This window comes from Methyloligella halotolerans, from assembly GCF_001708935.1.
Taxonomy (GTDB): Bacteria; Pseudomonadota; Alphaproteobacteria; order Rhizobiales; family Methyloligellaceae; genus Methyloligella; species Methyloligella halotolerans.
Genome location: NZ_MASI01000004.1, coordinates 84997 through 106881, shown reverse-complemented (window position 1 = coordinate 106881; position 21885 = coordinate 84997). Strand labels below are relative to the sequence as shown.

The 21885-nt window shown below is 64.5% G+C and carries 26 protein-coding genes; 13 read left to right on the top strand and 13 right to left on the bottom strand.

Features of this window, described 5'->3' with window-relative positions; all coding sequences use genetic code 11:
* Positions 1-2 precede the first annotated feature (2 nt).
* On the top strand, positions 3-725 hold the full coding sequence (locus A7A08_RS08990) for a response regulator (RefSeq protein ID WP_069095165.1): 723 nt from the start codon (positions 3-5) through the stop codon (positions 723-725).
* Entirely contained in the window at positions 722-1975 is a 1254-nt protein-coding gene (locus A7A08_RS08985) for a sensor histidine kinase (protein WP_069095164.1), read from the top strand. Before A7A08_RS08990 ends, A7A08_RS08985 begins: the two co-directional genes overlap by 4 nt.
* On the opposite strand, the gene A7A08_RS17605 is transcribed toward A7A08_RS08985, so the two are convergent.
* Genes A7A08_RS17605 through A7A08_RS08970 form a run of 3 tightly spaced genes read right to left on the bottom strand, consistent with a single transcriptional unit; the run spans position 1869 to position 4329 of the window.
* Entirely contained in the window at positions 1869-3338 is a 1470-nt protein-coding gene (locus tag A7A08_RS17605; RefSeq protein WP_069095163.1) for a sensor histidine kinase, read from the bottom strand. The genes A7A08_RS08985 and A7A08_RS17605 overlap by 107 nt on opposite strands.
* Positions 3335-4021 (bottom strand): response regulator transcription factor, encoded by a 687-nt coding sequence (locus tag A7A08_RS08975; protein ID WP_069095162.1) that lies wholly within the window; start codon positions 4019-4021, stop codon positions 3335-3337. Before A7A08_RS08975 ends, A7A08_RS17605 begins: the two co-directional genes overlap by 4 nt.
* Complete coding sequence (locus A7A08_RS08970) at positions 4021-4329, bottom strand: PepSY domain-containing protein (protein ID WP_169822972.1); 309 nt, start codon at positions 4327-4329, stop codon at positions 4021-4023. Before A7A08_RS08970 ends, A7A08_RS08975 begins: the two co-directional genes overlap by 1 nt.
* Before the next feature lie 172 nt (positions 4330-4501).
* Between A7A08_RS08970 and A7A08_RS08965 the strand changes: the two genes are divergently transcribed.
* Entirely contained in the window at positions 4502-4777 is a 276-nt protein-coding gene (locus tag A7A08_RS08965) for a PepSY domain-containing protein (protein WP_069095160.1), read from the top strand.
* Between the two features lie 61 nt (positions 4778-4838).
* Here the strand turns inward: A7A08_RS08965 and A7A08_RS08960 are convergent, their stop codons facing one another.
* Together A7A08_RS08960 and A7A08_RS08955 are read right to left on the bottom strand one after the other, a co-directional pair.
* On the bottom strand, positions 4839-5309 hold the full coding sequence (locus A7A08_RS08960) for a hypothetical protein (RefSeq protein ID WP_141693920.1): 471 nt from the start codon (positions 5307-5309) through the stop codon (positions 4839-4841).
* Between the two features lie 7 nt (positions 5310-5316).
* Positions 5317-6561 carry an MFS transporter gene (locus tag A7A08_RS08955; protein ID WP_425349011.1) on the bottom strand — a complete coding sequence of 415 codons (1245 nt, stop codon included), beginning with the start codon at positions 6559-6561 and terminating at the stop codon, positions 5317-5319.
* Positions 6562-6772: 211 nt separating this feature from the next.
* Here A7A08_RS08955 and A7A08_RS08950 point away from each other — a divergent pair, with 211 nt between their 5' ends.
* The 3 genes from A7A08_RS08950 to A7A08_RS08945 all read left to right on the top strand — a co-directional run bounded on the left by A7A08_RS08950 (position 6773) and on the right by A7A08_RS08945 (position 7930).
* A complete protein-coding gene (locus A7A08_RS08950; protein WP_342586647.1) occupies positions 6773-7060 on the top strand; it encodes a DUF2267 domain-containing protein in 288 nt (95 codons plus the stop codon).
* A complete protein-coding gene (locus A7A08_RS17365; RefSeq protein WP_425349010.1) occupies positions 7045-7194 on the top strand; it encodes a DUF2267 domain-containing protein in 150 nt (49 codons plus the stop codon). Before A7A08_RS08950 ends, A7A08_RS17365 begins: the two co-directional genes overlap by 16 nt.
* Positions 7195-7330: 136 nt before the next feature.
* The gene (locus A7A08_RS08945) at positions 7331-7930 is read left to right on the top strand and encodes a carboxymuconolactone decarboxylase family protein (RefSeq protein WP_069095157.1); all 600 of its coding nucleotides are present in this window, start codon (positions 7331-7333) and stop codon (positions 7928-7930) included.
* 43 nt (positions 7931-7973) lie between these two features.
* Here the strand turns inward: A7A08_RS08945 and A7A08_RS08940 are convergent, their stop codons facing one another.
* Both A7A08_RS08940 and A7A08_RS08935 read right to left on the bottom strand, forming a co-directional pair.
* Complete coding sequence (locus A7A08_RS08940) at positions 7974-8441, bottom strand: BLUF domain-containing protein (RefSeq protein ID WP_069095156.1); 468 nt, start codon at positions 8439-8441, stop codon at positions 7974-7976.
* A 64-nt stretch (positions 8442-8505) separates the two neighbouring features.
* A complete protein-coding gene (locus A7A08_RS08935) occupies positions 8506-8769 on the bottom strand; it encodes a helix-turn-helix domain-containing protein (RefSeq protein ID WP_069095155.1) in 264 nt (87 codons plus the stop codon).
* Positions 8770-9012: 243 nt separating this feature from the next.
* Between A7A08_RS08935 and A7A08_RS08930 the strand changes: the two genes are divergently transcribed.
* A complete protein-coding gene (locus tag A7A08_RS08930; RefSeq protein WP_069095154.1) occupies positions 9013-9249 on the top strand; it encodes a hypothetical protein in 237 nt (78 codons plus the stop codon).
* Between the two features lie 96 nt (positions 9250-9345).
* On the opposite strand, the gene A7A08_RS17160 is transcribed toward A7A08_RS08930, so the two are convergent.
* The 4 genes from A7A08_RS17160 to A7A08_RS08915 form a co-directional block, all read right to left on the bottom strand.
* Positions 9346-9705, bottom strand: coding sequence for a dienelactone hydrolase family protein (locus tag A7A08_RS17160; RefSeq protein ID WP_280948746.1), 360 nt, complete (start codon positions 9703-9705; stop codon positions 9346-9348).
* Positions 9705-10109, bottom strand: coding sequence for a dienelactone hydrolase family protein (locus A7A08_RS17155; RefSeq protein WP_208430603.1), 405 nt, complete (start codon positions 10107-10109; stop codon positions 9705-9707). Before A7A08_RS17155 ends, A7A08_RS17160 begins: the two co-directional genes overlap by 1 nt.
* Positions 10110-10242: 133 nt before the next feature.
* Positions 10243-10734 carry a bactofilin family protein gene (locus A7A08_RS08920; protein ID WP_069095153.1) on the bottom strand — a complete coding sequence of 164 codons (492 nt, stop codon included), beginning with the start codon at positions 10732-10734 and terminating at the stop codon, positions 10243-10245.
* Between the two features lie 459 nt (positions 10735-11193).
* Positions 11194-11625: a type II toxin-antitoxin system HicB family antitoxin gene (locus A7A08_RS08915; protein ID WP_069095152.1), complete on the bottom strand. Its 432-nt coding sequence runs from the start codon at positions 11623-11625 to the stop codon at positions 11194-11196.
* Positions 11626-11744: 119 nt separating this feature from the next.
* Between A7A08_RS08915 and A7A08_RS08910 the strand changes: the two genes are divergently transcribed.
* Together A7A08_RS08910 and A7A08_RS08905 are read left to right on the top strand one after the other, a co-directional pair.
* Positions 11745-12113, top strand: coding sequence for an MliC family protein (locus A7A08_RS08910; RefSeq protein ID WP_069095151.1), 369 nt, complete (start codon positions 11745-11747; stop codon positions 12111-12113).
* Between the two features lie 162 nt (positions 12114-12275).
* Positions 12276-13160 carry an alpha/beta fold hydrolase gene (locus tag A7A08_RS08905; protein WP_083226612.1) on the top strand — a complete coding sequence of 295 codons (885 nt, stop codon included), beginning with the start codon at positions 12276-12278 and terminating at the stop codon, positions 13158-13160.
* Positions 13161-13243: 83 nt separating this feature from the next.
* Here the strand turns inward: A7A08_RS08905 and A7A08_RS08900 are convergent, their stop codons facing one another.
* Entirely contained in the window at positions 13244-15100 is a 1857-nt protein-coding gene (locus A7A08_RS08900; protein WP_069095150.1) for an ABC-F family ATP-binding cassette domain-containing protein, read from the bottom strand.
* A gap of 420 nt (positions 15101-15520) precedes the next feature.
* Between A7A08_RS08900 and A7A08_RS08895 the strand changes: the two genes are divergently transcribed.
* Complete coding sequence (locus A7A08_RS08895; protein WP_169822970.1) at positions 15521-16165, top strand: GIDE domain-containing protein; 645 nt, start codon at positions 15521-15523, stop codon at positions 16163-16165.
* Between the two features lie 17 nt (positions 16166-16182).
* Here A7A08_RS08895 and A7A08_RS08890 read toward each other — a convergent pair whose 3' ends face one another.
* Entirely contained in the window at positions 16183-17196 is a 1014-nt protein-coding gene (locus A7A08_RS08890) for a SphA family protein (protein WP_083226610.1), read from the bottom strand.
* Positions 17197-17462: 266 nt separating this feature from the next.
* On the opposite strand from A7A08_RS08890, the gene A7A08_RS08885 reads away from it, so the two are divergent.
* From A7A08_RS08885 to A7A08_RS08875, 3 genes are all read left to right on the top strand, one after another.
* Positions 17463-19007: a DUF3300 domain-containing protein gene (locus A7A08_RS08885; protein WP_069095148.1), complete on the top strand. Its 1545-nt coding sequence runs from the start codon at positions 17463-17465 to the stop codon at positions 19005-19007.
* A 23-nt stretch (positions 19008-19030) separates the two neighbouring features.
* Positions 19031-19957: a DUF2950 domain-containing protein gene (locus A7A08_RS08880; RefSeq protein WP_069095147.1), complete on the top strand. Its 927-nt coding sequence runs from the start codon at positions 19031-19033 to the stop codon at positions 19955-19957.
* A gap of 159 nt (positions 19958-20116) precedes the next feature.
* Positions 20117-21805 carry an alpha/beta hydrolase gene (locus tag A7A08_RS08875; protein WP_069095146.1) on the top strand — a complete coding sequence of 563 codons (1689 nt, stop codon included), beginning with the start codon at positions 20117-20119 and terminating at the stop codon, positions 21803-21805.
* Positions 21806-21885 lie beyond the last annotated feature (80 nt).

Here is a 21885-nt window from a genome sequence, read left to right as displayed (position 1 = left end):
GCATGCAATCATCTCCGCAAATTCTGGTGGTCGACGACGATCCGGAAATCCGAAAGCTTCTGGCGCGGTATATCGAAAGCCAGGGCTTCCGGGTGCTGCTTGCAGCCTCCCGGCAGGAGCTGGAGGAATCGCTTTCGACCCATGGGGTCGATCTGATCGTGCTCGATGTCATGCTTCCCGACGGGTCCGGGCTGGACATCTGCAGGGACCTGCGGGCACGCCGGTCCGCCGTGCCGATCATCCTCCTCACCGCCCTGAAGGAAGACGTCGACCGCATCATCGGTCTTGAGATCGGCGCCGACGATTATATGGGCAAGCCGTTCAATCCGCGGGAGCTGGTAGCCCGTATCCGCGCCGTGCTGCGGCGGCGCGCGGAGATGCCGGGGCCGGCGGAAGAGACGACCTATTACTTCGAGGGTTTCGTCGCAGAACCCGCCACGAGACGCGTCAGAAATGCGGAGGGTTCGGAAATCGACCTGACGGGCGCGGAATACGATCTCCTGCAGGTCTTCCTGGAGCGGCCCGGCCGGGTGCTGTCGCGGGACAGCCTGCTCGATCTCACCCGCGGCCGCGAAGGCGACGTCATGGATCGCTCGATCGACGTGCTGATGAGCCGCCTGCGCAGGAAGCTCGGTGAGGAAAAATCCGGCCAGCTATTCAAGACTGTCCGCAACGGCGGGTATCAGCTCGCCGCCCGGGTCGAGACCAAGGACGCCGCCTCGTGAACACCTTGCGCGTCCGCATTGCGATCCTGCTGATCGCGGTCATCGTCGTCGTGGTCGGCTCGACCACCGCGATCTCGATGCTCGTGTTCGGGCCGCCCGGCCCGAAGACCACCGTCGAACCCGTCGCCGAAGACATCATGGCGATGGCGAAGCTTGCGGCGGCGAGCCCCGATGCACTTTCCGAGACCGTGCGGTTTTCGAAACAGCCGGCGCCCGGAGAATACGACTCGGGCATGACCAAATGGCTGCAGGAGACGCTGCGCAAGAAGGGGTCCGACCTGGATGTGCGGGTGACCCGGCAGGCCCGGGAAGAGCCGCTGGTGGTCTCCGTCTCGGCCGGCGACCGGGGCTACCTGCTGATGCCCATGCCGCATCTCCCCCGGCCGGGCGTGGGGTGGCGAATCTTCTCACGTTGGATGCTCTATTTGACGGCCGCCGCGGTGGCCATCGCCATCTTCGTCTCCTATCGGATGACGCGCCCCCTGGTGATGCTTGAGAACGCGGTGGCGGCAGTCGAGCCGGAAGCGATCCTGCCGCCCTTGCCCGAGAAGGGGCCGGCCGAAGTGAAGGCGACGGCCCAGGCGCTCAACCGTCTGTCGGCACGGCTGCGAATGGCCGTGGAAAGCCGCATGCGGCTTGTGGCGGCGGCCGGGCACGATCTTCGAACGCCCATGACCCGGATGCGTCTGCGCGCGGAATTCCTCGATCTCGACGACGAGGAGCGCGCCCTCTGGCTGAAGGATCTGGACGAACTGGACAGGATCGCCGACAGCGCGATCCTGCTGGTGCGCGAAGAGGTGGACCAGCCCGCGCCGGAGGAGATCCGCTTGGACGAGCTGCTGGCGGAGATCGTCGACGAGCTCCAGCTGCAGGGACGGTCCGTGACGCTGGAAGATCCGCCGAAGGTGACGGTGAGAGGGAGCACGCTTGCCCTTTCGCGGGCCTTGCGGAATCTGATCATCAATGCCGCGACCCACGGAGGTGGTGCCTCGGTGGCGCTCCGGCGGGATAACGGCCAAGCGCTGGTGCGCATCGACGACGAGGGTCCAGGCATCCCCGACGACCTCCTAGCGCAGATCTTCGAGCCATTCTTCCGGGTCGATCCCGCCCGACGGCAGAACATTGCCGGTGCGGGGCTCGGGCTCACCATCGCACGGGAGATCGTGCAGCGGGCGGGCGGCGACGTGACCATCGAGAACAAGGATCCGAAGGGGTTGCGCCAGACGATCCGCCTGCCGCTGGCCGATTAGCGCAAAGGCTAGTCTCCGACCGCCAAGGGCAGGATAAGGCAGACGGCCAGGCCCGGGCGTTTGTCGGCCAGGCGCACCTCTCCGCCCCAGGCTTCTGCGATATCGGCGACGATGGCGAGGCCCAGCCCTGCCCCCTCGCCCGATCGGTCGAGCGTCCGCCCCGGCGCAGCACGGCGTCGAATTGCGCTTCAGGAATGCCGGGGCCGTCGTCGGCGACGTTGAGCTGAACGGCGCCCCCCTCCGGGTGGGCCGCGATGCGAACTTCCTTTCTGGCGTGACGGGCGGCGTTCTCCAGCAGATTGCCCAGAGCCTCGGCGAGGTCCTGCTCGTCGATGCGCGCGGTGAGCCCTTCGGGGATGTCGACCGACCACTGCAACTCGGCACCCCGCGGCGTCCGCTCGACCACGCTTCGCACGGTGTGCACGACCTTCATCAGATCGGCGCGCGCGGCTGCACTTTGGGGCGCGAGCCGAGCGCGGGCGAGCTGGCGCTCAACGTGACGCTGCATGGCGCCCGTCAGAAGCTCGATATTGTCGGCCGCTTCGCTCTCGCCCTTCTCGCGCAGGCTTCGTGCTTCGCCCGAGAGCACCTGAAGGGACGTCTTGAGCCCGTGAGCGAGATCGGCGGCGCGGCGGCGCGCGGTCTCCACCTGATCGGCCCGCGCGGCCAGCAGGCTGTCGATCTCGGTCGCCAGGGGCTGGACCTCGTCGGGGTAGGTCTCGCCGAGCCTTTCCGCCCTGCCGTCGCGGATCGCCGCGAGGCGCTTTCGCATGGTCTTCAAAGGCCGCAGACCGATGGTGACCTGGGCGAAGGCGGCGGCGCCCAGCAGAAGACCGATGAGCATCAAGGACGGGACGAGGATCGTGGCGAAGCGGCGCGTCGCCGATTGCAGCTCCGTGGCATCGAGCGCCACCACCGCTTCCACCGTGCCGCCGCCCAGCCTCTGGGGCAGCACGACACTCCGCTGCAAGCCATGGAGATCGGTGTCCCCCGGTCCTTCCAGACTGACCTGATGCACGCTGCCATCGTTATCGCTCACCGGGAGTGCCAGGGTGAAATCCCACAGGGAGCGCGAGCGGTAGACGGGGCCGTCCGGCGCGACCTTCACCTCCCAATAAAGCCCTGACAGGGGCTCGCTGAAGCGGCTGTCCCCCGGAGGCGCGATAACCGCAATGCCCCCATCGGCGCCGCGACCCAGGCCGGCGATGAGTTGGTCGAGATGGACGGTGAGCTCGTTGTCGGCGGAGCGCGCGACATGGCGCTGGAACAGGAGCGTGAGAAGGGCGGCCGCGACGAGAACTGCGACAAGGCTCGAGACGGCGCCGGCAAGAAGCAACCGCCAGCGCAGCGAGCCCCGGCTCATGGGGCCGCTTCCGGGGTGCTCTGGTGACCGGCCGAAATGGAATAGCCGAAACCGCGGCGGGTCTCGATGGCGCTGCTGCCGAGCTTCTTGCGGAGGCGCGCGATGATGGCTTCGAGGGCGTTCGCGTCCCGTGCATCGTCGTCGCCGTAGAGATGCTCGATCAGCTCCGTCGGCGGGATCACCCTGCCCTTCTGATGCATCAGATAGCTCATCACCCGGTATTCGAGGGGCGAGAGGGATACTGGCACGCCGCGATTGGAAAGACGCATCTGCAGGGTATCGAGGGCGAGGTCGCCCGCCTCGATCACGGCCGCGCCATGACCGGACGCCCGGCGGACGAGGGCACGGATGCGCGCCACCAACTCCTCCATGCGGAACGGCTTGGTGAGATAGTCGTCGGCGCCGGCATCGATGCCCTCGACGCGTTCGGGCCATGCGCCGCGAGCGGTGAGGATCAGAACGGGCGTCTGCCGGCCACCCGACCGCCAGCGCTTCAGCACGGCCAGGCCGTCCATCTTGGGAAGGCCGAGATCGAGTATGATGGCGTCGAACGTGCCGGTGTCGCCGCGAAACCAGGCGTCCTCGCCATCCGCCGAGACCTCAGCGGAGAATCCTGAGGCGGCGAGCGCCTTTTCGATGTCGGCGGCGATGCGTGAATCGTCCTCCACGATGAGGATATGCATCAGTCCTCGTCCTCCATGTCGAGGATCTCGGCGGTATTGGCGTCGACCTCGACCTCCTTGAGGCGGCCGTGCTTGGTCAGGATCTTGAACTCGTAGACATAGACGCCGTCTTCCTTGTCGAGCTCGACCTCGATGATCTCGCCGTCGATCTGCTCGCTTACCTTGGCGGCGATTTCCGCAAGGGGCGCCACGAGCCCCTGCTCCACGGCGCGTCTCGCGAACTCATGGTCGTCGTCATCGTCGCCGCGAACCCTTCCGGGGACGGTCAGCGCGGCCGCCAGCAGAAGGATTGCGGCCGGTACAGCCATGGTTTTCCTAGCGTATCTCATGGCCGATACCCTGCCGCGAAGAAGCTGACAATTCCCTGACAAGGACGGTCAGTATCATATCAGCAGGGATGGTCCAGTCTCCGCTCATCGAACGGGCACGGTCTCGAGAACACGAGACCCAAGCCCCGCAACACGAGACAAGGAGCTAACCATGCGTAAGACAGCTATCGCCCTCGCCGTCCTCGGTGCCTTCGCCGTTGCCACCCCGGCCATGGCCGACCCGGTCAACAGGCTGAACGTGCCGGCCGACAAATGGATGTCGCCTGCCGAGCTGAAGTCGAGCCTGAAGGATCAGGGCTACGATGTCCGCGAGATCGAGACGGACGACGGCGCCTACGAGGTCGAGATGACCGACAAGGATGGCACCCGCATCGAGGCTTACGTCCATCCCGAGACGGGTGAGATCCTGAAGAACTACGACGACTAATCCGTCGCCTTGAATTGCGGGCCGGCGCGTGCCGGTCCGCTTTTCGTCGCCCTCGGCCTGGTCAGTTTGCCTTGAGCAGGTCGGACAGACGCCAGTCGGCGGATTCGATATCGATCACCCGCAAGGGACCGCCCCCTTCCATGGGGCGCAGCAGGTAGGTGAGCTGCCTTTCGGTGCCGAAATTCTTGAAATGCACCTGAACGAAGGTGGTGCCGCGCAGCTCGGGCATTTCCGGATCGAGTGCGACCCGCACATCCGACACGTCGTAATCCTGGGCATCGTAGATCGGATCGAAGCCGATATCCTTGGCGTCAAGCTGACCTGCGACAAACGGATCGAAATAGCGGGTCGAGACGCGGGGCACCTTGACCAGCGGCATTCCCTCTTCTGCCAGGAGCTTGGCTTGCGCCTCATAGAGCCCCTGCACCAGCGCGACTGCCTCGTGGTCGTCCGCGGCATATGCAGGACTGTAGAACAGCACCAGAAGGCATAAGGCGACACAGGTCCTCGACAGTCTGGCCAATACGCGCATTCTCTCGTTACTCCCTTGAGGATTGGGGCTCGGATGCCATCGTCATATCGATCTCCTTGGCCTCCCGGCCGAAGAAGGAGAGCAGCGCCACGCCGATCCCGGCGCCCGCCGCGACGATCATGAGCGCCGGCGCGTAGCCGCCGAGGCTAGCCGCCAGACCTGCTTGGATGGTCGCGTTGCCGGACGCAAGCAGATTGCCGAGCTGATAGACGAAGCCGGGGAAGGTGCCGCGAGCTTCCGGCGGCGAGATTTCGTTCAGATGCGCCGGCACCACGCCCCAGCAGCCATGGGCGGTGAACTGCATGAGGAAGGCGGCCGCCGCCAGGATCACGACGTTGTGGGCCATGGTCCAGAACGGCAGGACGGCCAGCGCGCCCACCGCGCCGATAATGAGAGCGTTGCGCCGGCCGATCTTCTGAGACCACGCGCCGAATACGATGCCGCCCAGGATCCCGCCGAGATTGTAGACCACGGCGATGGCGCCGATGGTGCGCGGGTCTAAGCCGCGATCGACCTTGAGGAATGTCGGATAAAGATCCTGGGTGCCATGGCTGAAGAAGGCCATGCACATCATGAAGAGCACCGCATAGACGGTGATCGCCCAGTGGCGCCGCAGAATCTCGCCGATCCGGCTCGCGCCCGCATGCTCTCGCCGCCATCCCGGGGATTCGTGGACGAACTGGCGAATGTAGAGCACCAGCAGGGCCGGCACGATGCCCACCATGAACATGCCGCGCCAGCCGATATGCTCGTAGAGCAACCCATACACGATGGCCGCCAGCAGATAGCCCGTCGGATAGCCTGCCTGGAGGATGCCGGAGACGAGCCCGCGCGACTTGGCGGGGATCGACTCCATGGTGAGGGATGCGCCGACACCCCATTCGCCGCCCATGGCGATGCCGAACAGGGCGCGGATGATGATGAAGACGACGAGGTTGGGCGAGAACGCGGTGATGAAGCCGAGGATCGAATAGGCCAGCACGTCGATCATCAGGACCGGCCGGCGGCCATAGCGGTCGGCAAGACGGCCGAAGATCAGCGCGCCGACGGGGCGGAGCGCGAGGGTCAAGGTCACCGCCCAGGTGACGGCCTCCACGGAGGCGCCGAATTCCTTCGCCACGTCGACGATAACGAAAACCAGCAGGAAGAAGTCGAAGGCATCGAGGGTCCAGCCCAGATAGCTGGCGATCACGGCGTGCCGCTGGGACCGGCTCCAACCGCGCAGCGAGTCCGGTATCATCGCACCAATCATACTCCCCCTCCCTCAGGCCGCGTTCCCCCGGCAGCCTCCAATCAGGATATCGGATTTGGCGCGGAGCGCGAAGGTCACGCACCCCATCCCCGAGGACAGCCAGGAACAATGGTCCGCAGCAGCCGTTGGGCGTGGGCGAGCCCGGCCGGCGTCCCTCAGCAGACCGCATGGCGGGCTTCACCAGACAGACATCGAAGAAGGGAGGAGAACCATGAGTGCCACGGGTCTCGAAGTCTTCGACAAGACATTGCAGACGACCAATAGCTGGCTCAACGAGATCGGCGAGACCGTCGGTCCGGACAAGCAGAATTCCTATCATGCGCTGCGGGCCGTGCTGTTCGCCCTGCGCGACCGGCTGCCGCCAGAGGAATCGGCGCATCTCGCTTCGCAGCTGCCGACGCTGGTGCGCGGCATCTATTACGACGCTACGAGCCGGCCGGTAAGCCGGAGAAGATTCGCTCCGAATCGGAGTTCCTGGAGAAGGTGTCGGAGCACCTGAAGTCTGGCGATCCGATCGATCCGGACGGGGCGACGCGCGCTGTCTTCAAGCTGCTCGACGCCCATATCTCCGATGGCGAAATGGGCGACGTGAAGCAGGTCCTGCCGGACGAGCTGAAAGGCTACTTCCACTAGCAGCCCGCAATCTCGCGCCCCGCCCCTCGCGACAACGTGATGGGCGGGGGCGCCCTATGCATTGCGGCCCGCGCGCCCTGACGCCTAGGCTCGTTCGCTCCCCTGCCCGCCACGGGTGCAACGACGAACGTTCGCCATGCGCATCGCGCCGAAACCCCTCAAATCCTATCCCTGGTATCTCAAGCCGTTCTTCTGGAACCAGCGACGGAAATACGGCGACGTGCTCGATCCCGCCCTCGCCTGGGGACGCGCGCCGCGGCTGTTCATGGGCGTGGCAGTGCTCTACGGCATGATCGACCGGAAGGGCTCGCCCATCGATCCCCCCTTGCGCTCGCTCGTTACGGTGCGCGTTTCTCAGCTCAATCACTGCGCTTTCTGCGTCGATCTGAACTCTTCGACGCTCATGAAGCGCGGGGTGGAGATGGAGAAAGTAGAGGCGCTGCCCCGCTGGCGGGAGAGCGATCTGTTCGACGATCGAGAGCGCGCGGCGCTGGATTACGCGGAAGCCGTCACCCTCTCGGACAGAGAGACAACGGACGCCCAGTTCGCTGCGCTGCGGCAGCATTTCGACGAGGACGCCATCGTCGAGCTGACGGGGCTGATCGCCTTCCAGAACCTCTCCAGCAAGTTCAACGCGGCTCTCGACATACCGCCGCAAGGGTTCTGTGCACTGCCGGAAGCAGGAAGCGATTTGGCGGAGGGCAAGGAAGAAAAGGAGAAGGGTGAGCCCGGCTGATCGCACCGGGAGAAGCGGTGAAGTTCCGTCGGTCACGCCTGGCTTATGGGGGCAGGTTCTTGGTGCGGTCGGACTTCCGCAAGATCATGAAGTCGTCGATCTCGTCGACGATGCGCTTCAGAAATGAAACCAGATCGCCGGCGTTCAAATCGCAATGCTCGAGATAGACGTCTCGGAGGTGCTGCAGCGTGCTCGCATTCAACAGCCCCGGGTTATCGATGAAGAACGGTTCGAGCGACCAATCGGGGAATGCGCGACCCTCAATCTCCCGATCGACGAGCACGACGATGTCGCGATGACGCGGATCGCGCTCGATCCGCTGCATGAGGGCTCGGAGGGCTGTCTCCTCGCCCTCCAGAACTTGAAGAAAATGATGGTATTCGCAGAGGAGAACCCCGGTGATCCCGGCGGCGTCGTTATGCGAGCAGGAGGATTCGGCAATACTCTCCAAGGCTCCCTGAAGACCCGCTGCAGGGATTTCGCATTCACTGACATAGACGATGAGATGCATTGCTGCGCCCCGATGCCCGATCGCGCGATCCAGTCATCGTAGCATGGGAGGCGCCGGTCCGTGTTCACTTCGACGCGAGGACGCTGACGCAGATCGTGCCGTCCTTATTGATGAAAAAGCCGGCGCCTTCGGCCTCCAGGGCAAGCTTCACCGCCTGCACCGTGCTGTCGCGAACGGGCATGCCGGCTTCGAGACGAACAATGGTCGCCTTGTTCACTTGCGCAAGTTGAGCCAAGTCGCGCACGGAAAGACCCAGGCCCGCGCGCGCCATCCGCACGTGCCTTGCGTCGATGCTGTCTGTACGGCCAAACGAGATCGAGCCCGCCATTCGGCGGTTTTCCTTCTTTTCCTCTAGACGACCGGAGGTCCGATCACCCTGCACCCAATTGACCGATCAATATTGTGACAAATTCCATCGGCTTTCTAGTCCGACGAACCGAAGGTTCTGAGAAGTTCGATGGAAAACCTTCCCGACCTTGCCGGGAATATTTGACATTTCCTTCGTACACTGTACGTCTTAGGAGAGTTGCGATGCGTCTGCGACCCCCACTGAAGGCGTTCGGAGCCGGTCATGAAGTTCGAAGAGAATGATCCGCTGCAGGAGCCGTTCGATCGCTGGCAGGAGACTGCCAATCCAAGCGGTGCCGGCAGGGCTCCGACGGATTCCGATGCGAATGATTTCACGGAATATGCCGAGTCGCTCCTAAGCGAGCTCGAAGCGATGGCGATGAGGCTGAAGCTGGAAGAGCTCGGTGCATCCCTGTCGCTGTGCAGGAATGTGGCACGCCTTTCCGGGCGGCGGCGATAGCGCCGGGCTGACCGATTGACCGTACCCGCTCCCTGAACCAGCGGTTATCGGTCAGTCGCCACGGCTTTCCCCACCGAGGCTTTCGTCATTGAGGCTTCACTCTTGGAGCTGCTCTCCCAGGAAGCCGGTGAAGGCGTCCCATGACTTCTCGTCGGCGCGTTTTTGATACGCGTCGGAGCCGAACACGGTGAAGCCGTGGGGCGCACCGGAATAGATGTCGATCTCGTAAGTCACGTCCGACGCTTCCAGCGCCTCTGAGAGGCGGCCGACGTCCTCCATGCTCACGGAGCTGTCGAGAGCCCCATGGGCCACCAGGATGGGCGGCGTGTCCTTCGGATAGGTCTGGCCGTGGAGGTTGTTCAGCCCGCCATGGAAGGTCGCATAACCGGCGATGCCCTTCGCCTCGCCCGACGCGGCAAGCTCCAGGGTGGCGGCGCCGCCGAAGCAATAGCCCATCACGACCACCCGCTTCTGATCGGATCCCTTCCGGCTTCCGCCAGGCCGCCAAGCAGCAGCTTGCGCATACGCTGGCGATCTTCGTATAGCCCCTCCATCTCGGCTTTCCGCGCGCCGGTCTCCTTCGGTCTGTTGCCCTTGCCGTAAAGATCGAGGGCAAAGGCGTCGTAGCCCAGAGCGCTGAGCATATCGGCGCGCTTCTTCTCGTAATCGGTGAGACCGTCCCAGTCCTGCACAACGAGGACGAGACCCTTCGACACGCCACCCTCGGCCGGAGCTCGATAGCCCTCGAAGGCTTCGCCATCGACCTGATAGGTAACGTCCTCACCAGCGAACGAAGCTGCCGGAAAGAGCATGGCCGCCGAGAATAGCGCGGCGACTGCCGCCAAGATGCGGGACTGCATTATCGATCCTCCATGCTGCGACGCGTTCCGCCGGTCGCCTCTCTCGGCAAGGCTCGACGGTGCGTCGCAGCATGAGGGGGGATCGGAGGGGAGTCCAGCGGAGCCCCTGAGCGGCTCCGCTCTGCGGGCTCCTCTACTCGGCCGCCTCCAGGCGAACCTCTTCGGCCGACGGCTCCGCCTCGGCGCCAGCGGATGCATCGTCCGATTTCGCCGCGGGCACATCGGCAGGTTTCGGTGCCGGCTTCGCCGCGTCGGCGCCCGCCTCGGCCTTCGCCTTCCGGCCCTCGCCACTGCCGGCAGCGAAATCGCCGGCAAGTACGGCACCACGCTCAACCTGGAAATCGCCGCAGCGGATTTGGCCTTCCACCCGGCCCGTGGAGCGCAGCAGCAGGAAATCCTTGATCTCCACGTTGCTGGACAGAGTGCCCTCCACATCGGCCTCGGTCGCCACCACGTTGCCCTTCACCGAGCCGTTAGGCCCGATATGAAGCGAACCCGCCGTGATGTCCCCCTCGACGATGCCCTCTACGACAATCTTTTCTGGACCTGAGATCTCGCCCTTGAAGGTCACGCCGGGCCCGATATAGGCCCCGTTGTCCTCCGGCCGAAACGCGTTATCTGCCATAATGGCCTCTCCCCGCTTACAAGCGGCCCAAGGCCTGATTTGTGTCGCTCGTCTGGCGAGCGTGCCCGGGCCGCATCCACATCTACAACGCAGAACCAACACAGGCCCGCCCCAACGACTCAGCGGCAGGCAACCTCAATTTCGAGGCTAGTTGAAAGAGGATAGCGGCACTACTGCCGCAACGATGGGTTGCGGATTTCCCCCCGGCCTGTGGACAGGTTTTGAGGGGCGGCCATCTATTTCCTCGCAAGAGTCTGGCCTTAGGCTGGTACCCTCACCTGTTGCGGCAGGGGCTGTTTTGCACAGGCTCGCCATGTTCGAGGCCTCGCCCGGTTGAAGCCAACATTACCGCCGGGCCATTCTGAGCGAATCGGCATTTTCCATGCCCAACGCCATTGGGGCATGGGGCCGAAGTGAGCCGCGCCGAGCGGATGGCCGACACCACCAACCCTGCCGCGTTTAAGGCTGCAGCTCCCGTTGTGAGAAGCAGCCGACAGCCAGCTCGTAGCCGAAACCGCGGAGCGCCGTTTCGATCTCCGCGATGGAGCTTTCGTGGTTCGGGTCCAGGAGCTTCTTGAGCGCCTTCTTCTTCAGGCCGAGATGGCGGGCGAGGTCCGCCCTCTTGAGGCCGCTGGCCTGACAGGTTCGGACGATCAGCGATTTGGCGGCCATCTCGGCGAACGGCGTCACCAGGATCTCTCGGATCTGGGCCTTGCTGGGAGGCGGCAGAGGCTCTCCCTCCTTCATGCGGTGGCGGAGCGCGGCATCGAGGGCTTTTCGCGCCTTCTTTATCGCCTTCTCCCGCGTGGGGCCGCACCCCTTGGCCTCGGGCAGATCGCGAAAGGTCGCGACATAGTCGCCTTCGGAGCCTTCGATTTCGGCTGGATACATACAGTGCATCGGTACTCTCGATCTGATCGGTTCTGGGATGAGATCTTTAACTCGGCACGGCCATTCTGCACTATTCCATCGATCAGTGGCGGCTCGACTTGAGGCTTAAGGAGACATGTATGCGTAAAGCGATCCGGACATCCACCCTTTCCCTGACCGCTGCCGCGGCGGCGGCTATGGCCCTGACGGGAGCGATGCCGTCCAACGCGGAAGCCGCGGACGACGCCAAGCCGATCGCCGAGGTCGTGTTCAAATGCGATGCGGACAAGTCGATCGACGCGATGTTCTATGAAGACAAAGTCGACCTCACGCTCTCGGACGGGCGCAGCATGAGCCTACCCCAGGTGATCTCCGGCTCCGGCGCGCGCTACGCCAATGCGGACGAGAGCTTCGTGTTCTGGAACAAGGGCAACACGGCCTTCGTCACTGAAGGGCCGGACGAGACCATGACCTTCGAGAACTGCGTCGAGGCCCCCAAGGCCCATTAGCACACCCCGGCCGGCGGCCGGACCAGCCGTCTTGCCTGCGGGCACCCGCGCTCGCCCGGCGGTTGGTGGATTTCACGTCATCGCGCAGTGTTAGCTGTTCGCATCAACTCGCCGATTTTCCCGAGCGCAGAAGCATAAGCGCGATCGCAATAAGGAAGACCCATGCCATTTCATCGAATTCGCCAGCGGACTTCGGCTTCGCTGTTGTACGCCGTCGCGATCGCTCTGCTCGCGATCGTCCCCGCCGGCACCGCCTTCGGCGCATCGCTCGAGGGCTGGTCGCGGAAGATGATCGACAAGGGCGATGTCCACATCGAGATCTTTGAGCGCGGCGAAGGCCAGACTGTCCTCATGCATCCGTCGCTCGGGCGGCCGGCACAGGATTTCGAGGCGCTGGGCAACAGCGTGGCGAAGGCCGGCTATCACGTGGTCCTCATCAATCCGCGCGGGATCGGCGAGAGCACCGGCCCGATGGAGACCGTGAAGCTGCAGGACCTCGGCAACGACGTCTGGATGGTTGCCGACCAGCTGGGTCTGGAGAACGTCTTCATGCTCGGCCAGAACTTCGGCAACCGCGTCTCGCGGACCGTCTCGTCGCTCCAGCCGGACCGGGTGATCGGTCTCATGCTGCTCGCCGCCGGCGGCGAGATCCAGCCCAGCAAGGCGACCTGGGCGGAATTCGAAAAGATGTACGATCCGAAGCTTTCGCCGGAGGAGCATCGCGAGGCGGTGATGAACTCGATGTTCGCGCCTGGCAACAGCCCGGAGGCCTTTCTCGACGGCTGGCACACGAAGACGGCGGAGCTGCAGACGAAAGCGGCCGAGCGCACGGATTTCAAGCCGCTGTTCAATGGCGGCACCGCGCCGGCGCTGGTGGTCCAGGGACTGCAGGATAAGATCGCACCGCCTCAGAACGCGTTCGATTTCGTCTCAAACCGCCCGAATGCGCGGCTGGTGGCCTTTCCGAACATGGGTCACGCCATGCTTCCGGAACAGCCGGATCACATCGCCGATGCAGTCATCAATTTCCTGAACGATCAGAAGTGATGGATCGGCCGGATCAGATCTAAGGGCTTATTGCGGGCGCTCCGATCGGGGCGCCCGTTTTGCTTTGGGCGTAAGTTGCGAGGCTAGGCCCCAATCTCTTCCCGCAGCAGCTCCAGGCGGAGCCATTCCTCTTCCGCTTGCTCCAGTTCGGCTTGGGCCGCAGCGAGACGCTTGGTGGAGGCGGTGAAGGTCTCGACATCGCGGATGTAGAAGTCCGGATCGGCGAGGGCCTCTTCCAGCTTTCCGATCTCCTTGTGGAGCGCCTCCATCTGGTCGGGCAGCACCTTGAGGGCGTGCTGCTCCTTTGGGCTGAGGCGGCGGCGCTCCGGTTTCGGCTCGTTCTTGGACTTCTTGCTCGGCGTGCCGGCGCCGGCCTCTCCCGCGAGCATCTTTTTCGGCGGCGCGCTAACCGGCGTGGCGTGGGCCTCCGCCTTCTCCATGCCGTAGCCGCGCTGGGCGACCATGTCCGTATAGCCGCCGGCATATTCGATCCACTGCCCCTCGCCTTCGTACGCGACGACAGACGTGACCGTGCGATCGAGGAAGTCGCGGTCGTGGGAGACGAGGATCACGGTGCCGGGATAGTTGGCCAGCATCTCCTGGAGCAGATCCAGAGTCTCCAGATCGAGATCGTTGGTCGGCTCGTCGAGCACGAGCAGGTTCGAGGGGTGGGACAGCGCCACGGCCAGCATGGCCCGGCCGAGTTCGCCGCCGGACAGCGCCTTGATGGGCGTCTGGGCCTGCTCGGGCTTGAAGAGGAAGTCCTTCATATAGCCGACCACGTGGCGGGAGCGGCCGTTGATGATGACGGAGTCGCCCCGCCCGCCGGTCAGGGTCGCGGCGAGACTCCGGTCGACATCCAGCTTCTCGCGGTTCTGGTCGAGGGTGGCGACTTCCAGATTGGTGCCGAGCTTCACGGTGCCCGCATCGGGCGCCTGGCCCCCGGTGATCAGATTGATGAGGGTCGTCTTTCCGGCGCCGTTGGGGCCGACGATGCCGACCCGGTCCCCGCGCACGATCTTGATGCTGAAATCGTCGACGATCTTCCGGTCGCCATAAGACTTGGAGACGCGGTGGGCTTCGACGACCCGCTTGCCGGTCTCCATGGCGTCCTGGACCTCGAGCTTCATCTCGGTGCCGGATTTGTTGCGGCGGAGCTGATCGCGCTGGCGGCGGAGCGCGCGGAGATCCTCGAGGCGGCGCTGGTTGCGTTTGCGGCGGCCGCTGACGCCATAGCGGAGCCAGTGCTCCTCCTGGACGATCTTGCGGTTTAGCTTATGGCGGCCCTGCTCTTCCTCCTCCAACACTTGGTCGCGCCATTCCTCGAAATGGGCGAAGCCGCGCTCCAGGCGACGGGTGGTGCCGCGGTCGAGCCAGACGGTCGACTTCGAAAGGTTCTCCAGGAAGCGCCGGTCGTGGCTGATCATGACGATGGCGGAGCGCGAGGCCTTCAGGGCCTGCTCAAGGCGCTCGATAGCAAGGAGATCGAGATGGTTGGTGGGCTCGTCCAGGAGCAGGATATCCGGCGCGGCGGCCAGAACGCGGGCAAGCGCGGCCCGGCGCGCCTCGCCGCCCGACAGATGCGCCGTGCTCTCCCTGCCCGTGAGCCCCATCTCCTCCAGCCAGATCTGCGCTCGGTGGGGATCGTCGCTGGGGGGCAAGCCGTCCTCCACGAAAGCGGCCGTGGTGGCGTGGCCGGAGATATCCGGCGCCTGGGGCAGATAGCGGATGGTCGCCGTTGGCTGGAGAAAGCTTTTTCCGCCATCAGGCTCCACGAGACCCGCGGCGATCTTCAGAAGCGTCGACTTGCCCGATCCGTTCCGCCCGACAAGCGCCAGCATCTCGCCCTCGCCCACAGACAGCGTGGCGCCATTCAGCAGGGGCTTCACCCCGTAGGTCAGGTCGATATCTTGCAGCAGGAGAAGTGGCGGTGATGCCATGGCGTTGCGAGCGGGTTCGAGCTTACGAGGGGCGCAGCGGATTTGAAGGGCTGGGATCGTCGCGACCCATTAGCCTAGTCTGATGGGGGCAGCAATACGTGGGCGCCCGATGAGAGGTGCCCGGGCCTCATTGGATGGCGAACGATACGTATAGAGGTACGATAAATTTGACATGGAGCCGGATTTATCAGTCTTTCCATCGACATATCTGTCTATCTATTCCTTCTATTACCCAGGCCGCCGGAACTTCAAATATTCCAATTGACGTCTTCTTGGCTTAGGCCCAATCATCCGCGCTGCAAAATATCTGAGTGCGTCGGGGGGTGTGATGGTTGCGCTTTTGGTCCTGGCCGGCGTGCTCGCCGTCGCCGCATGTATTTTCCTCTGGTTATGGCACGCGAAGCGCCGCGACGCGGCCTCATGCTGGCGACGGAGACGGTGCCCGCCGGCACGGTCGCGGACCTGCCAGCGGGGACGCTGGTTGAGGTCAAGGGGACGCTCCGCTGTGCCGCGCCCGTGACTGGGCATCTCTCCCAGAGTCCTTGCGCCCACTACGTCGCTACGGTCTTGCGCGAATACAGCTATTACAGGTCCGACAGCAACGGTAGGCGCCAGCGCGTCCGGGGCAACGAGACCCTGGAGAGCGTCACAGCCTGCGCGGCTTTCGAGGTCGTCGATGACAGCGGCGCGGTGTTGGTCCGGCCGGAAGAGGCGACGGTGGAGGGTATCTCCGCGGTAGAGCGTTACGAGCCCTATGAAGGCGGAAGCGAAGGCGGCTTCGCCGTGGCTGCCATCAATGCCTTGACCCGCAACGAGCAAACCCATGGGTTTCGCTATTCGGAGGTTCAGCTTCCGCTCGATGCTCCGATCTACGTCCTCGGCGTCACCGGAGATGGCGCGATCGGCGCCAAGCCGAAGAGAGGCCAGAGCTTCGTCATCAGCACCAAGTCCGAGGAGATGCGCGCCGCCGATCTTGCGCGCGGCGGGAAGTGGATGCTCGGCATCGGCATCGCATGCCTCATCGCGCTGGCAGTGTGTCTCGCCCTCGCCCTGTGGGTCGCGTAAGCCTTAGCTCAGTGCCCCTACGGCTTCGGTACGGAGAGCGGCAGGGTCACTGTCAGGAAGCCGGCATCGCCTTCCAGTCGGTTCTTCACGTCGAACTCATGGAAGTATTTCAGGCTGGTCGAGACGGGAAGCTCGCCAAGATTGAAATTGAAGTTGGCCACGGGACCCAGCGCCGCCACACGGCCTTCGAAGGGGCCCAGGCGCGCGCCCTGGCCACTATCGCCCGTGACCTGATCGTAGAAATAGCCGTTCAGGCCGATGCCAAAGGCCTTGGAGAAGTTCTGCACCACGGCGAACTCATAGTGGAACTCGGTGCCGGTCTTATAGTCGGTGTCTGGATTCTCGACGTTGAAGGTGAAGCCTGCGGCGCTGGAGATCTCCAGGCCGATCTCCGGATTGAGCCAGGTGAAGGCGCCGTTGACGTCGAAGGCCCAGCGGTTGAAGCCGATATTGGCGAGATTGCCGCGCTTCCAATAGCCGATCGGCACGTTCACCAAGCCGCCGACGGTCCAGTGCCAGTTGCCCTCGTGCCAGCCGATATTCACGCCCGGCACAGGATCGCCGAAGCGGGTCTCCTCGTCCTGCTTGTCGGCGCGCAGTGTGAGATTGAGCTGTTCGAGCGGGACGGCGACACCCGCCTCGGTGTCCTTCCAACCGATGGGCGTCAGCATCAGAAAGGCGATATTGCCGCCCAGTACTTCGCCCGGGGCGACCCACATGGGCGTGAGGAGGTTGTAATAGGCGTCGGCGTCGACGCCGCCTTCCAGCTCGAACCCTGCCGCGTTGAGCGTGAAGTTGGTGCTGCCGGAATAATAGTAGTTGTAGTCGAGGAAATAGGTGCCGGGCGGCGGCAGATAGCCCGCCATCGTGGTCTTGGAGCCCAGCAGATAGATACCGGTCGCGCCCTCGGCGGCCTGTGCGTCTTCAGACGGCACGGCCAGTCCCAAAAGCGCCGCCAGCGCCAGAGTGGCAGCCAGCCTGCTCCGCCAGGTTTTCCTGCACGGACTCTTGGAGCGCCGAATCTCGCCCATTGCACTCCCCCCTCGCTCCACCGGCCTCCCGAGCCGGTCAGAAAATATGGTGGGAGAATACCTCAGATGAGCAGAACGCGGCGAGCCTTGCGTGATAATCGTGCACAATTGAGCGGCGGGTGAGGCTTTTCTGCCAGCCTTACGATAGCGCTTACCACGAAACGGATTCCGCTTTTCTAAGGGCATCCGCTTTGTGCCATGATTGCCGGCAATAAACGGTGTCGCTTAGACACTTTCGTCTGGGATGAGACGTAGAGGATGGGAGCATGATCGAGAGCCCGAAGCGCAGTCTTTCCGTCCTCCTGGGCATGGCCTTCGTGCTGGCGGCGACGGGCTCCTCCTTCGCGCAGGACGCGCCGGCGAACTCCGCGGGCGACGCGGCGAGCCAGGTTCAGGCCGGAACGCAGAACGAGCAGTCGCAGAACGGCCAGGCCTCGGACGGCCAGCAATCCTCGCAGCTCCTCGACGCGGCCCAGCTCGATCAGCTCGTGGCTCCGATCGCGCTCTATCCCGATCCGCTGCTCGCTCAGGTTCTGATCGCCTCGACCTATCCGCTGGAAGTGGTCCAGGCGGCGCGCTGGCTGGAGCAGAACAAGGACCTGAAGGGCGACGCGCTCGACAAAGCGCTCGGCACCCAGACCTGGGACAACAGCATCAAGGCGCTCGTCGAGGTGCCCGACGTCCTGAACATGATGAACAAGGATCTCGACTGGACGTCGAAGCTCGGCGACGCGGTGCTGGCGCAGCAGGCCGACGTCATGAACGCCGTGCAGCATCTGCGCGCGGTCGCGAAGGAGAACGGCAAGCTCGAGTCGAACGAGCAGCAGACGGTGAAGGTGACGCAGCCGGCGGAGACCGATCAGGCTCCCGCCGCCGCGCCGGCCCCTTCGGGCTCTCAAGCTCCTGCCCCGGCCGTGCCGGCGCCACAGCAGGTGATCGTCATCGAGCCGACCAACCCCGAGACAGTCTACGTGCCCTATTACCAGCCATCGGTGGTTTATGGCGCTTGGCCTTATCCGGACTATCCGCCCTATTATTTCGCTCCGCCGCCGGGCTACATCTTCGGCGGCGCGCTGGCTACGGGCCTCGCGTGGAGCGCGGGCTTCGCCATCGGCAACGCCATCTGGGGCGACGGCTTCAACTGGCACGGCGGCGACATCCACGTGAACGTGAACCAGAACTTCAATCGCAACGTCAACATCAACAAGAACAATGTCGACGTGCAGAACTGGCACCACGATTCCGACCACCGGGCCGGTGTGAACTACAACAACACCGACGTCCGCAACAAATTCTCCCAGGGCGACTTTTCCAAGGGTGATCTTGCCGACAAGAAGGGCGATCTCGGCAGCCGCGGCGACGGGCTCTCCGGCACTGGCGACAAGCGTCCGAGCGTCGGCGATCTGGAGAACGAGCTGAAGAACAGGCCCGGCGCGGGAAGCGGCGCCGACGGCGGACGGCTTGGCAACAACACGCCCAATCTCGGCGACAAGCGGCCCACGGCCGGTCAGCTGCAAGGGGCGCTGCAGGACAGGAAGCCGGGCGGCGACGGCAAACCAAACCTCGCCAACAAACCAAACTTGGCCAACAAGCCGGATATCAAGAAACCGAACATCCAGAAGCCGGATATCCAGAGGCCGGCCAACCGGCCTTCCGTCAACGCCTTCGACAGGCGCGACGGCAGCATGGCCCGGGATTTCTCGGACCGCGGCCGGTCGAGTCTCGGCGGACGCAGCGCCAGGGATATGTCCTTCAGAGGCGGCGGACGCATGGGTGGCGGACATATGGGCGGCGGACGCCGGCGTAGATGATCGAACGGGTCGGAGGTCGAGCGATGGTTCAGGAGTTCCGGTTGGTGCGGGTGATGGCGGGGTGCTTCGGGGCATCCTTGCTGCTGCTCGCCAGCAGCGCCGCAAACGCGCAGCAAGCCTTCGAGACGCCGAAAGATGCGGTGGAGGCCCTGGTCGCTGCGGCGAAGGAGGGCGACAAGGCCAAGCTCGTGACCATTCTGGGGCCGGAGGGAGAGGCGGTCATCGGCTCCGGCGACCCGGTTGCGGACGCGAATACGCGCGATACCTTCGTCAGCGCCTATGAAGAGAAGCACGAGCTGGAGCAGAAGGACGCCGGCACGGCGATTCTCGTTCTCGGCAAGGAGGATTGGCCCTTCCCGATTCCGGTCGTCTCACAGGACGGAAAATGGGAGTTCGATACGGCGGCGGGCGAAGAGGAGATCCTGCTGCGCCGCATCGGACGGAATGAGCTTCGCGCCATCAAGGCGAGCCGCGCCTATGTGCAGGCCCAAAACGACTACGCCGCCCTCGATCTGGACGGTCGGCAGCCGGCCGCCTACGCGCAACGCATCGTGAGCGCCCAGGGGCGGAAGGACGGGCTCTATTGGCCGAGCGCTGAAGGCGCGCCGGAGAGCCCGCTTGGCACGCTCTTCGCTGAGGCGGCCAAGGAGGGCTATGCGCTCGGTGGCACGCCGATTCCCTATCACGGTTATTACTATCGCATCCTGACGCGGCAAGGGGCCGACGCCCCGGGGGGCGCATTCGACTACGTCGTGGACGGGCGGATGATCGGCGGGTTCGGGCTCCTGGCCTACCCGGCCGAATACGGAAATTCGGGCGTGATGACCTTCATGGTCAATCACAAGGGCGTCGTCTACGAGAAGGATCTGGGCGACGACACCGAAACGGCCGCAAGCGAGATCGACAGCTTCAATCCTGACGACAGCTGGACCAAGGTCGAGGGCCGGTAGCGCTCTGCGCCTCACCGCGAGCCCGCCGATCCGGGAGGCTCATCCGCACGAAGCGCTCGCCGCGCTTGGCTTCTACGTGCAACGCGCCTGTACGTGCAACGCGCTTGCGTTCCCGGGTAATCCCTTGCCTTGGCTCTTTCGTTTGGCAAAACTTCGCCCATGAAGAATCGGCGAAGCCCCAGGGACGAGAAGCGGGCAGCCCCCTGGTGGCGACCGTCCTATGCCGGGCTTTTTCTCGGTTTCCTCCTTTTCATCCTGACATTCACGCCTTCGCTGGTTCCGCGGCCGCCGCTTTTCCAGGGGCTTCTCGGCGGGCTGGCCTTCTTCATCGGCTATGGGATCGGCCATGGCGGCATCGCACTCTGGCGCTATCTCCAATTGCCGGAGTTGCCGCGCTCCTGGTGGCTCGGCGCGAATATCGTGCTGGCGCTCGCATGCGCGGCCGCTGCGATCGTCTACATTCCGCAGGCTGCGGCCTGGCAGGACGACGTGCGCGCCCGGCTGGATATGCCGCCGGTGGAGACCGCCAACCTCTTGCTGGTGATCTCGACGGCCGCCGGCGTCGCGGTCCTCATGATGTTGCTCCTGCGCGGCTTGATTGCGGGCTTCCGGGCCGCCTCCGCCCTGGTCTATCGCTGGGTCCCGCGCAGAATCGCCGGGCTTCTCGGCGCCGTCATCTTCGCGGTGCTGCTGGTGACCCTAGTGAACGGCACCCTGGTCAGCGCCATCATCACTGCGATCGACAAAGGCCAGGCGCTGACGGATGTGACGAGCCCGCCCGGCGCGATCCAGCCGACGGAAGCGACCCGATCCGGCGGTCCCGGCTCGAAGATCGCCTGGCAGGATCTCGGGCGCGCCGGCAAGCGCTTCGTCACGGAAGGTCCACGAAAATCGGAGATCGAGGCATTTACCGGCCGCCCGGCCCTGGAGCCAATCCGGGTCTTCGCGGGTCTGCGCACCGCCGATACGCCGGAGGAGCAGGTGAAGCTTGCCCTGGCGGATCTGATCGCCATGGGCGCCTTCGACCGTTCGATCCTTGTGATCGCGACACCGACGGGCACCGGGTGGGTGGACAATAACGGGATCGCGCCGCTGGAATACATGCATCACGGAGACATCGCGACCGTCGCGGTCCAATACTCCTATCTGCAGAGCCCCCTCTCGCTGGTCCTGGAGCCCGGGCGCTCCCAGGATTCCGCCGCGGAGGTGTTCCGCGTCATCTACCGGTACTGGCAGAGCCTACCGAAAGATCGCCGGCCGAAGCTTTATCTCTTCGGCCTCAGCCTCGGCTCGCTGGGGTCGGAAGGGTCGCCTCCGATGTATGCCTGGCTCGGGGACGCTTTCGACGGCGCGGTGTGGTCGGGCCCGCCCTTCCGCAACCGCATCTGGCGATCGATCCAGCGCGACCGCGAGACCGGATCGCCCGCCTGGCGCCCTGTCTTCGAGGGCGGCGCGAATTTCCGCGTGATCGGGCACGGCGGTAGCGCGGAGGAGGCCGACAGGGATTGGGGACGGGTGCGGATCGTCTATATCGTCTATCCCACGGACGCGATCGTCTTCTTTGAGGAGAGGATGTTCTACCGGCAGCCCCAATGGATGGCGGCGCCGAGGGGCGAGGACGTGTCGCCCCTGCTGCAATGGTTTCCCATCGTCACCGCGCTGCAGGTCGGCATCGACATGATGTTCGCAGCCGAGGTGCCGCCCGGGCACGGGCACGACATTGCACCAGCGGATTACATCGAGGCCTGGACGGCCGTCAGCACCCCGAAGGATTGGACCGCCGGGGATGCCAGCCGCCTTGCCGAAAAGCTCCAGACCGAGACGGCCTCAAGCAGCAGTTCCTGGTAGGCCCGAGGGAAGGAAAATGGTGCCAACGGGCGGCCTACAGACCGGCTGATCCGTCGTCAGGTGTTGGGCGTACTCCTTCT

Excerpts from the sequence above, each read along its gene's own strand:
- A7A08_RS08990 (WP_069095165.1), top strand. The coding sequence starts at position 3 with ATGCAATCATCTCCGCAAATTCTGGTGGTCGACGACGATCCGGAAATC.
- A7A08_RS17605 (WP_069095163.1), bottom strand. The coding sequence starts at position 3,338 with ATGAGCCGGGGCTCGCTGCGCTGGCGGTTGCTTCTTGCCGGCGCCGTC.
- A7A08_RS08975 (WP_069095162.1), bottom strand. The coding sequence starts at position 4,021 with ATGCATATCCTCATCGTGGAGGACGATTCACGCATCGCCGCCGACATC.
- A7A08_RS08970 (WP_169822972.1), bottom strand. The coding sequence starts at position 4,329 with ATGGCTGTACCGGCCGCAATCCTTCTGCTGGCGGCCGCGCTGACCGTC.
- A7A08_RS08965 (WP_069095160.1), top strand. The coding sequence starts at position 4,502 with ATGCGTAAGACAGCTATCGCCCTCGCCGTCCTCGGTGCCTTCGCCGTT.
- A7A08_RS08960 (WP_141693920.1), bottom strand. The coding sequence starts at position 5,309 with ATGCGCGTATTGGCCAGACTGTCGAGGACCTGTGTCGCCTTATGCCTT.
- A7A08_RS08955 (WP_425349011.1), bottom strand. The coding sequence starts at position 6,561 with ATGATTGGTGCGATGATACCGGACTCGCTGCGCGGTTGGAGCCGGTCC.
- A7A08_RS08950 (WP_342586647.1), top strand. The coding sequence starts at position 6,773 with ATGAGTGCCACGGGTCTCGAAGTCTTCGACAAGACATTGCAGACGACC.
- A7A08_RS08945 (WP_069095157.1), top strand. The coding sequence starts at position 7,331 with ATGCGCATCGCGCCGAAACCCCTCAAATCCTATCCCTGGTATCTCAAG.
- A7A08_RS08940 (WP_069095156.1), bottom strand. The coding sequence starts at position 8,441 with ATGCATCTCATCGTCTATGTCAGTGAATGCGAAATCCCTGCAGCGGGT.
- A7A08_RS08935 (WP_069095155.1), bottom strand. The coding sequence starts at position 8,769 with ATGGCGGGCTCGATCTCGTTTGGCCGTACAGACAGCATCGACGCAAGG.
- A7A08_RS08930 (WP_069095154.1), top strand. The coding sequence starts at position 9,013 with ATGAAGTTCGAAGAGAATGATCCGCTGCAGGAGCCGTTCGATCGCTGG.
- A7A08_RS17160 (WP_280948746.1), bottom strand. The coding sequence starts at position 9,705 with ATGGGCTATTGCTTCGGCGGCGCCGCCACCCTGGAGCTTGCCGCGTCG.
- A7A08_RS17155 (WP_208430603.1), bottom strand. The coding sequence starts at position 10,109 with ATGCAGTCCCGCATCTTGGCGGCAGTCGCCGCGCTATTCTCGGCGGCC.
- A7A08_RS08920 (WP_069095153.1), bottom strand. The coding sequence starts at position 10,734 with ATGGCAGATAACGCGTTTCGGCCGGAGGACAACGGGGCCTATATCGGG.
- A7A08_RS08915 (WP_069095152.1), bottom strand. The coding sequence starts at position 11,625 with ATGTATCCAGCCGAAATCGAAGGCTCCGAAGGCGACTATGTCGCGACC.
- A7A08_RS08910 (WP_069095151.1), top strand. The coding sequence starts at position 11,745 with ATGCGTAAAGCGATCCGGACATCCACCCTTTCCCTGACCGCTGCCGCG.
- A7A08_RS08905 (WP_083226612.1), top strand. The coding sequence starts at position 12,276 with ATGCCATTTCATCGAATTCGCCAGCGGACTTCGGCTTCGCTGTTGTAC.
- A7A08_RS08900 (WP_069095150.1), bottom strand. The coding sequence starts at position 15,100 with ATGGCATCACCGCCACTTCTCCTGCTGCAAGATATCGACCTGACCTAC.
- A7A08_RS08895 (WP_169822970.1), top strand. The coding sequence starts at position 15,521 with ATGCTGGCGACGGAGACGGTGCCCGCCGGCACGGTCGCGGACCTGCCA.
- A7A08_RS08890 (WP_083226610.1), bottom strand. The coding sequence starts at position 17,196 with ATGGGCGAGATTCGGCGCTCCAAGAGTCCGTGCAGGAAAACCTGGCGG.
- A7A08_RS08885 (WP_069095148.1), top strand. The coding sequence starts at position 17,463 with ATGATCGAGAGCCCGAAGCGCAGTCTTTCCGTCCTCCTGGGCATGGCC.
- A7A08_RS08880 (WP_069095147.1), top strand. The coding sequence starts at position 19,031 with ATGGTTCAGGAGTTCCGGTTGGTGCGGGTGATGGCGGGGTGCTTCGGG.
- A7A08_RS08875 (WP_069095146.1), top strand. The coding sequence starts at position 20,117 with ATGAAGAATCGGCGAAGCCCCAGGGACGAGAAGCGGGCAGCCCCCTGG.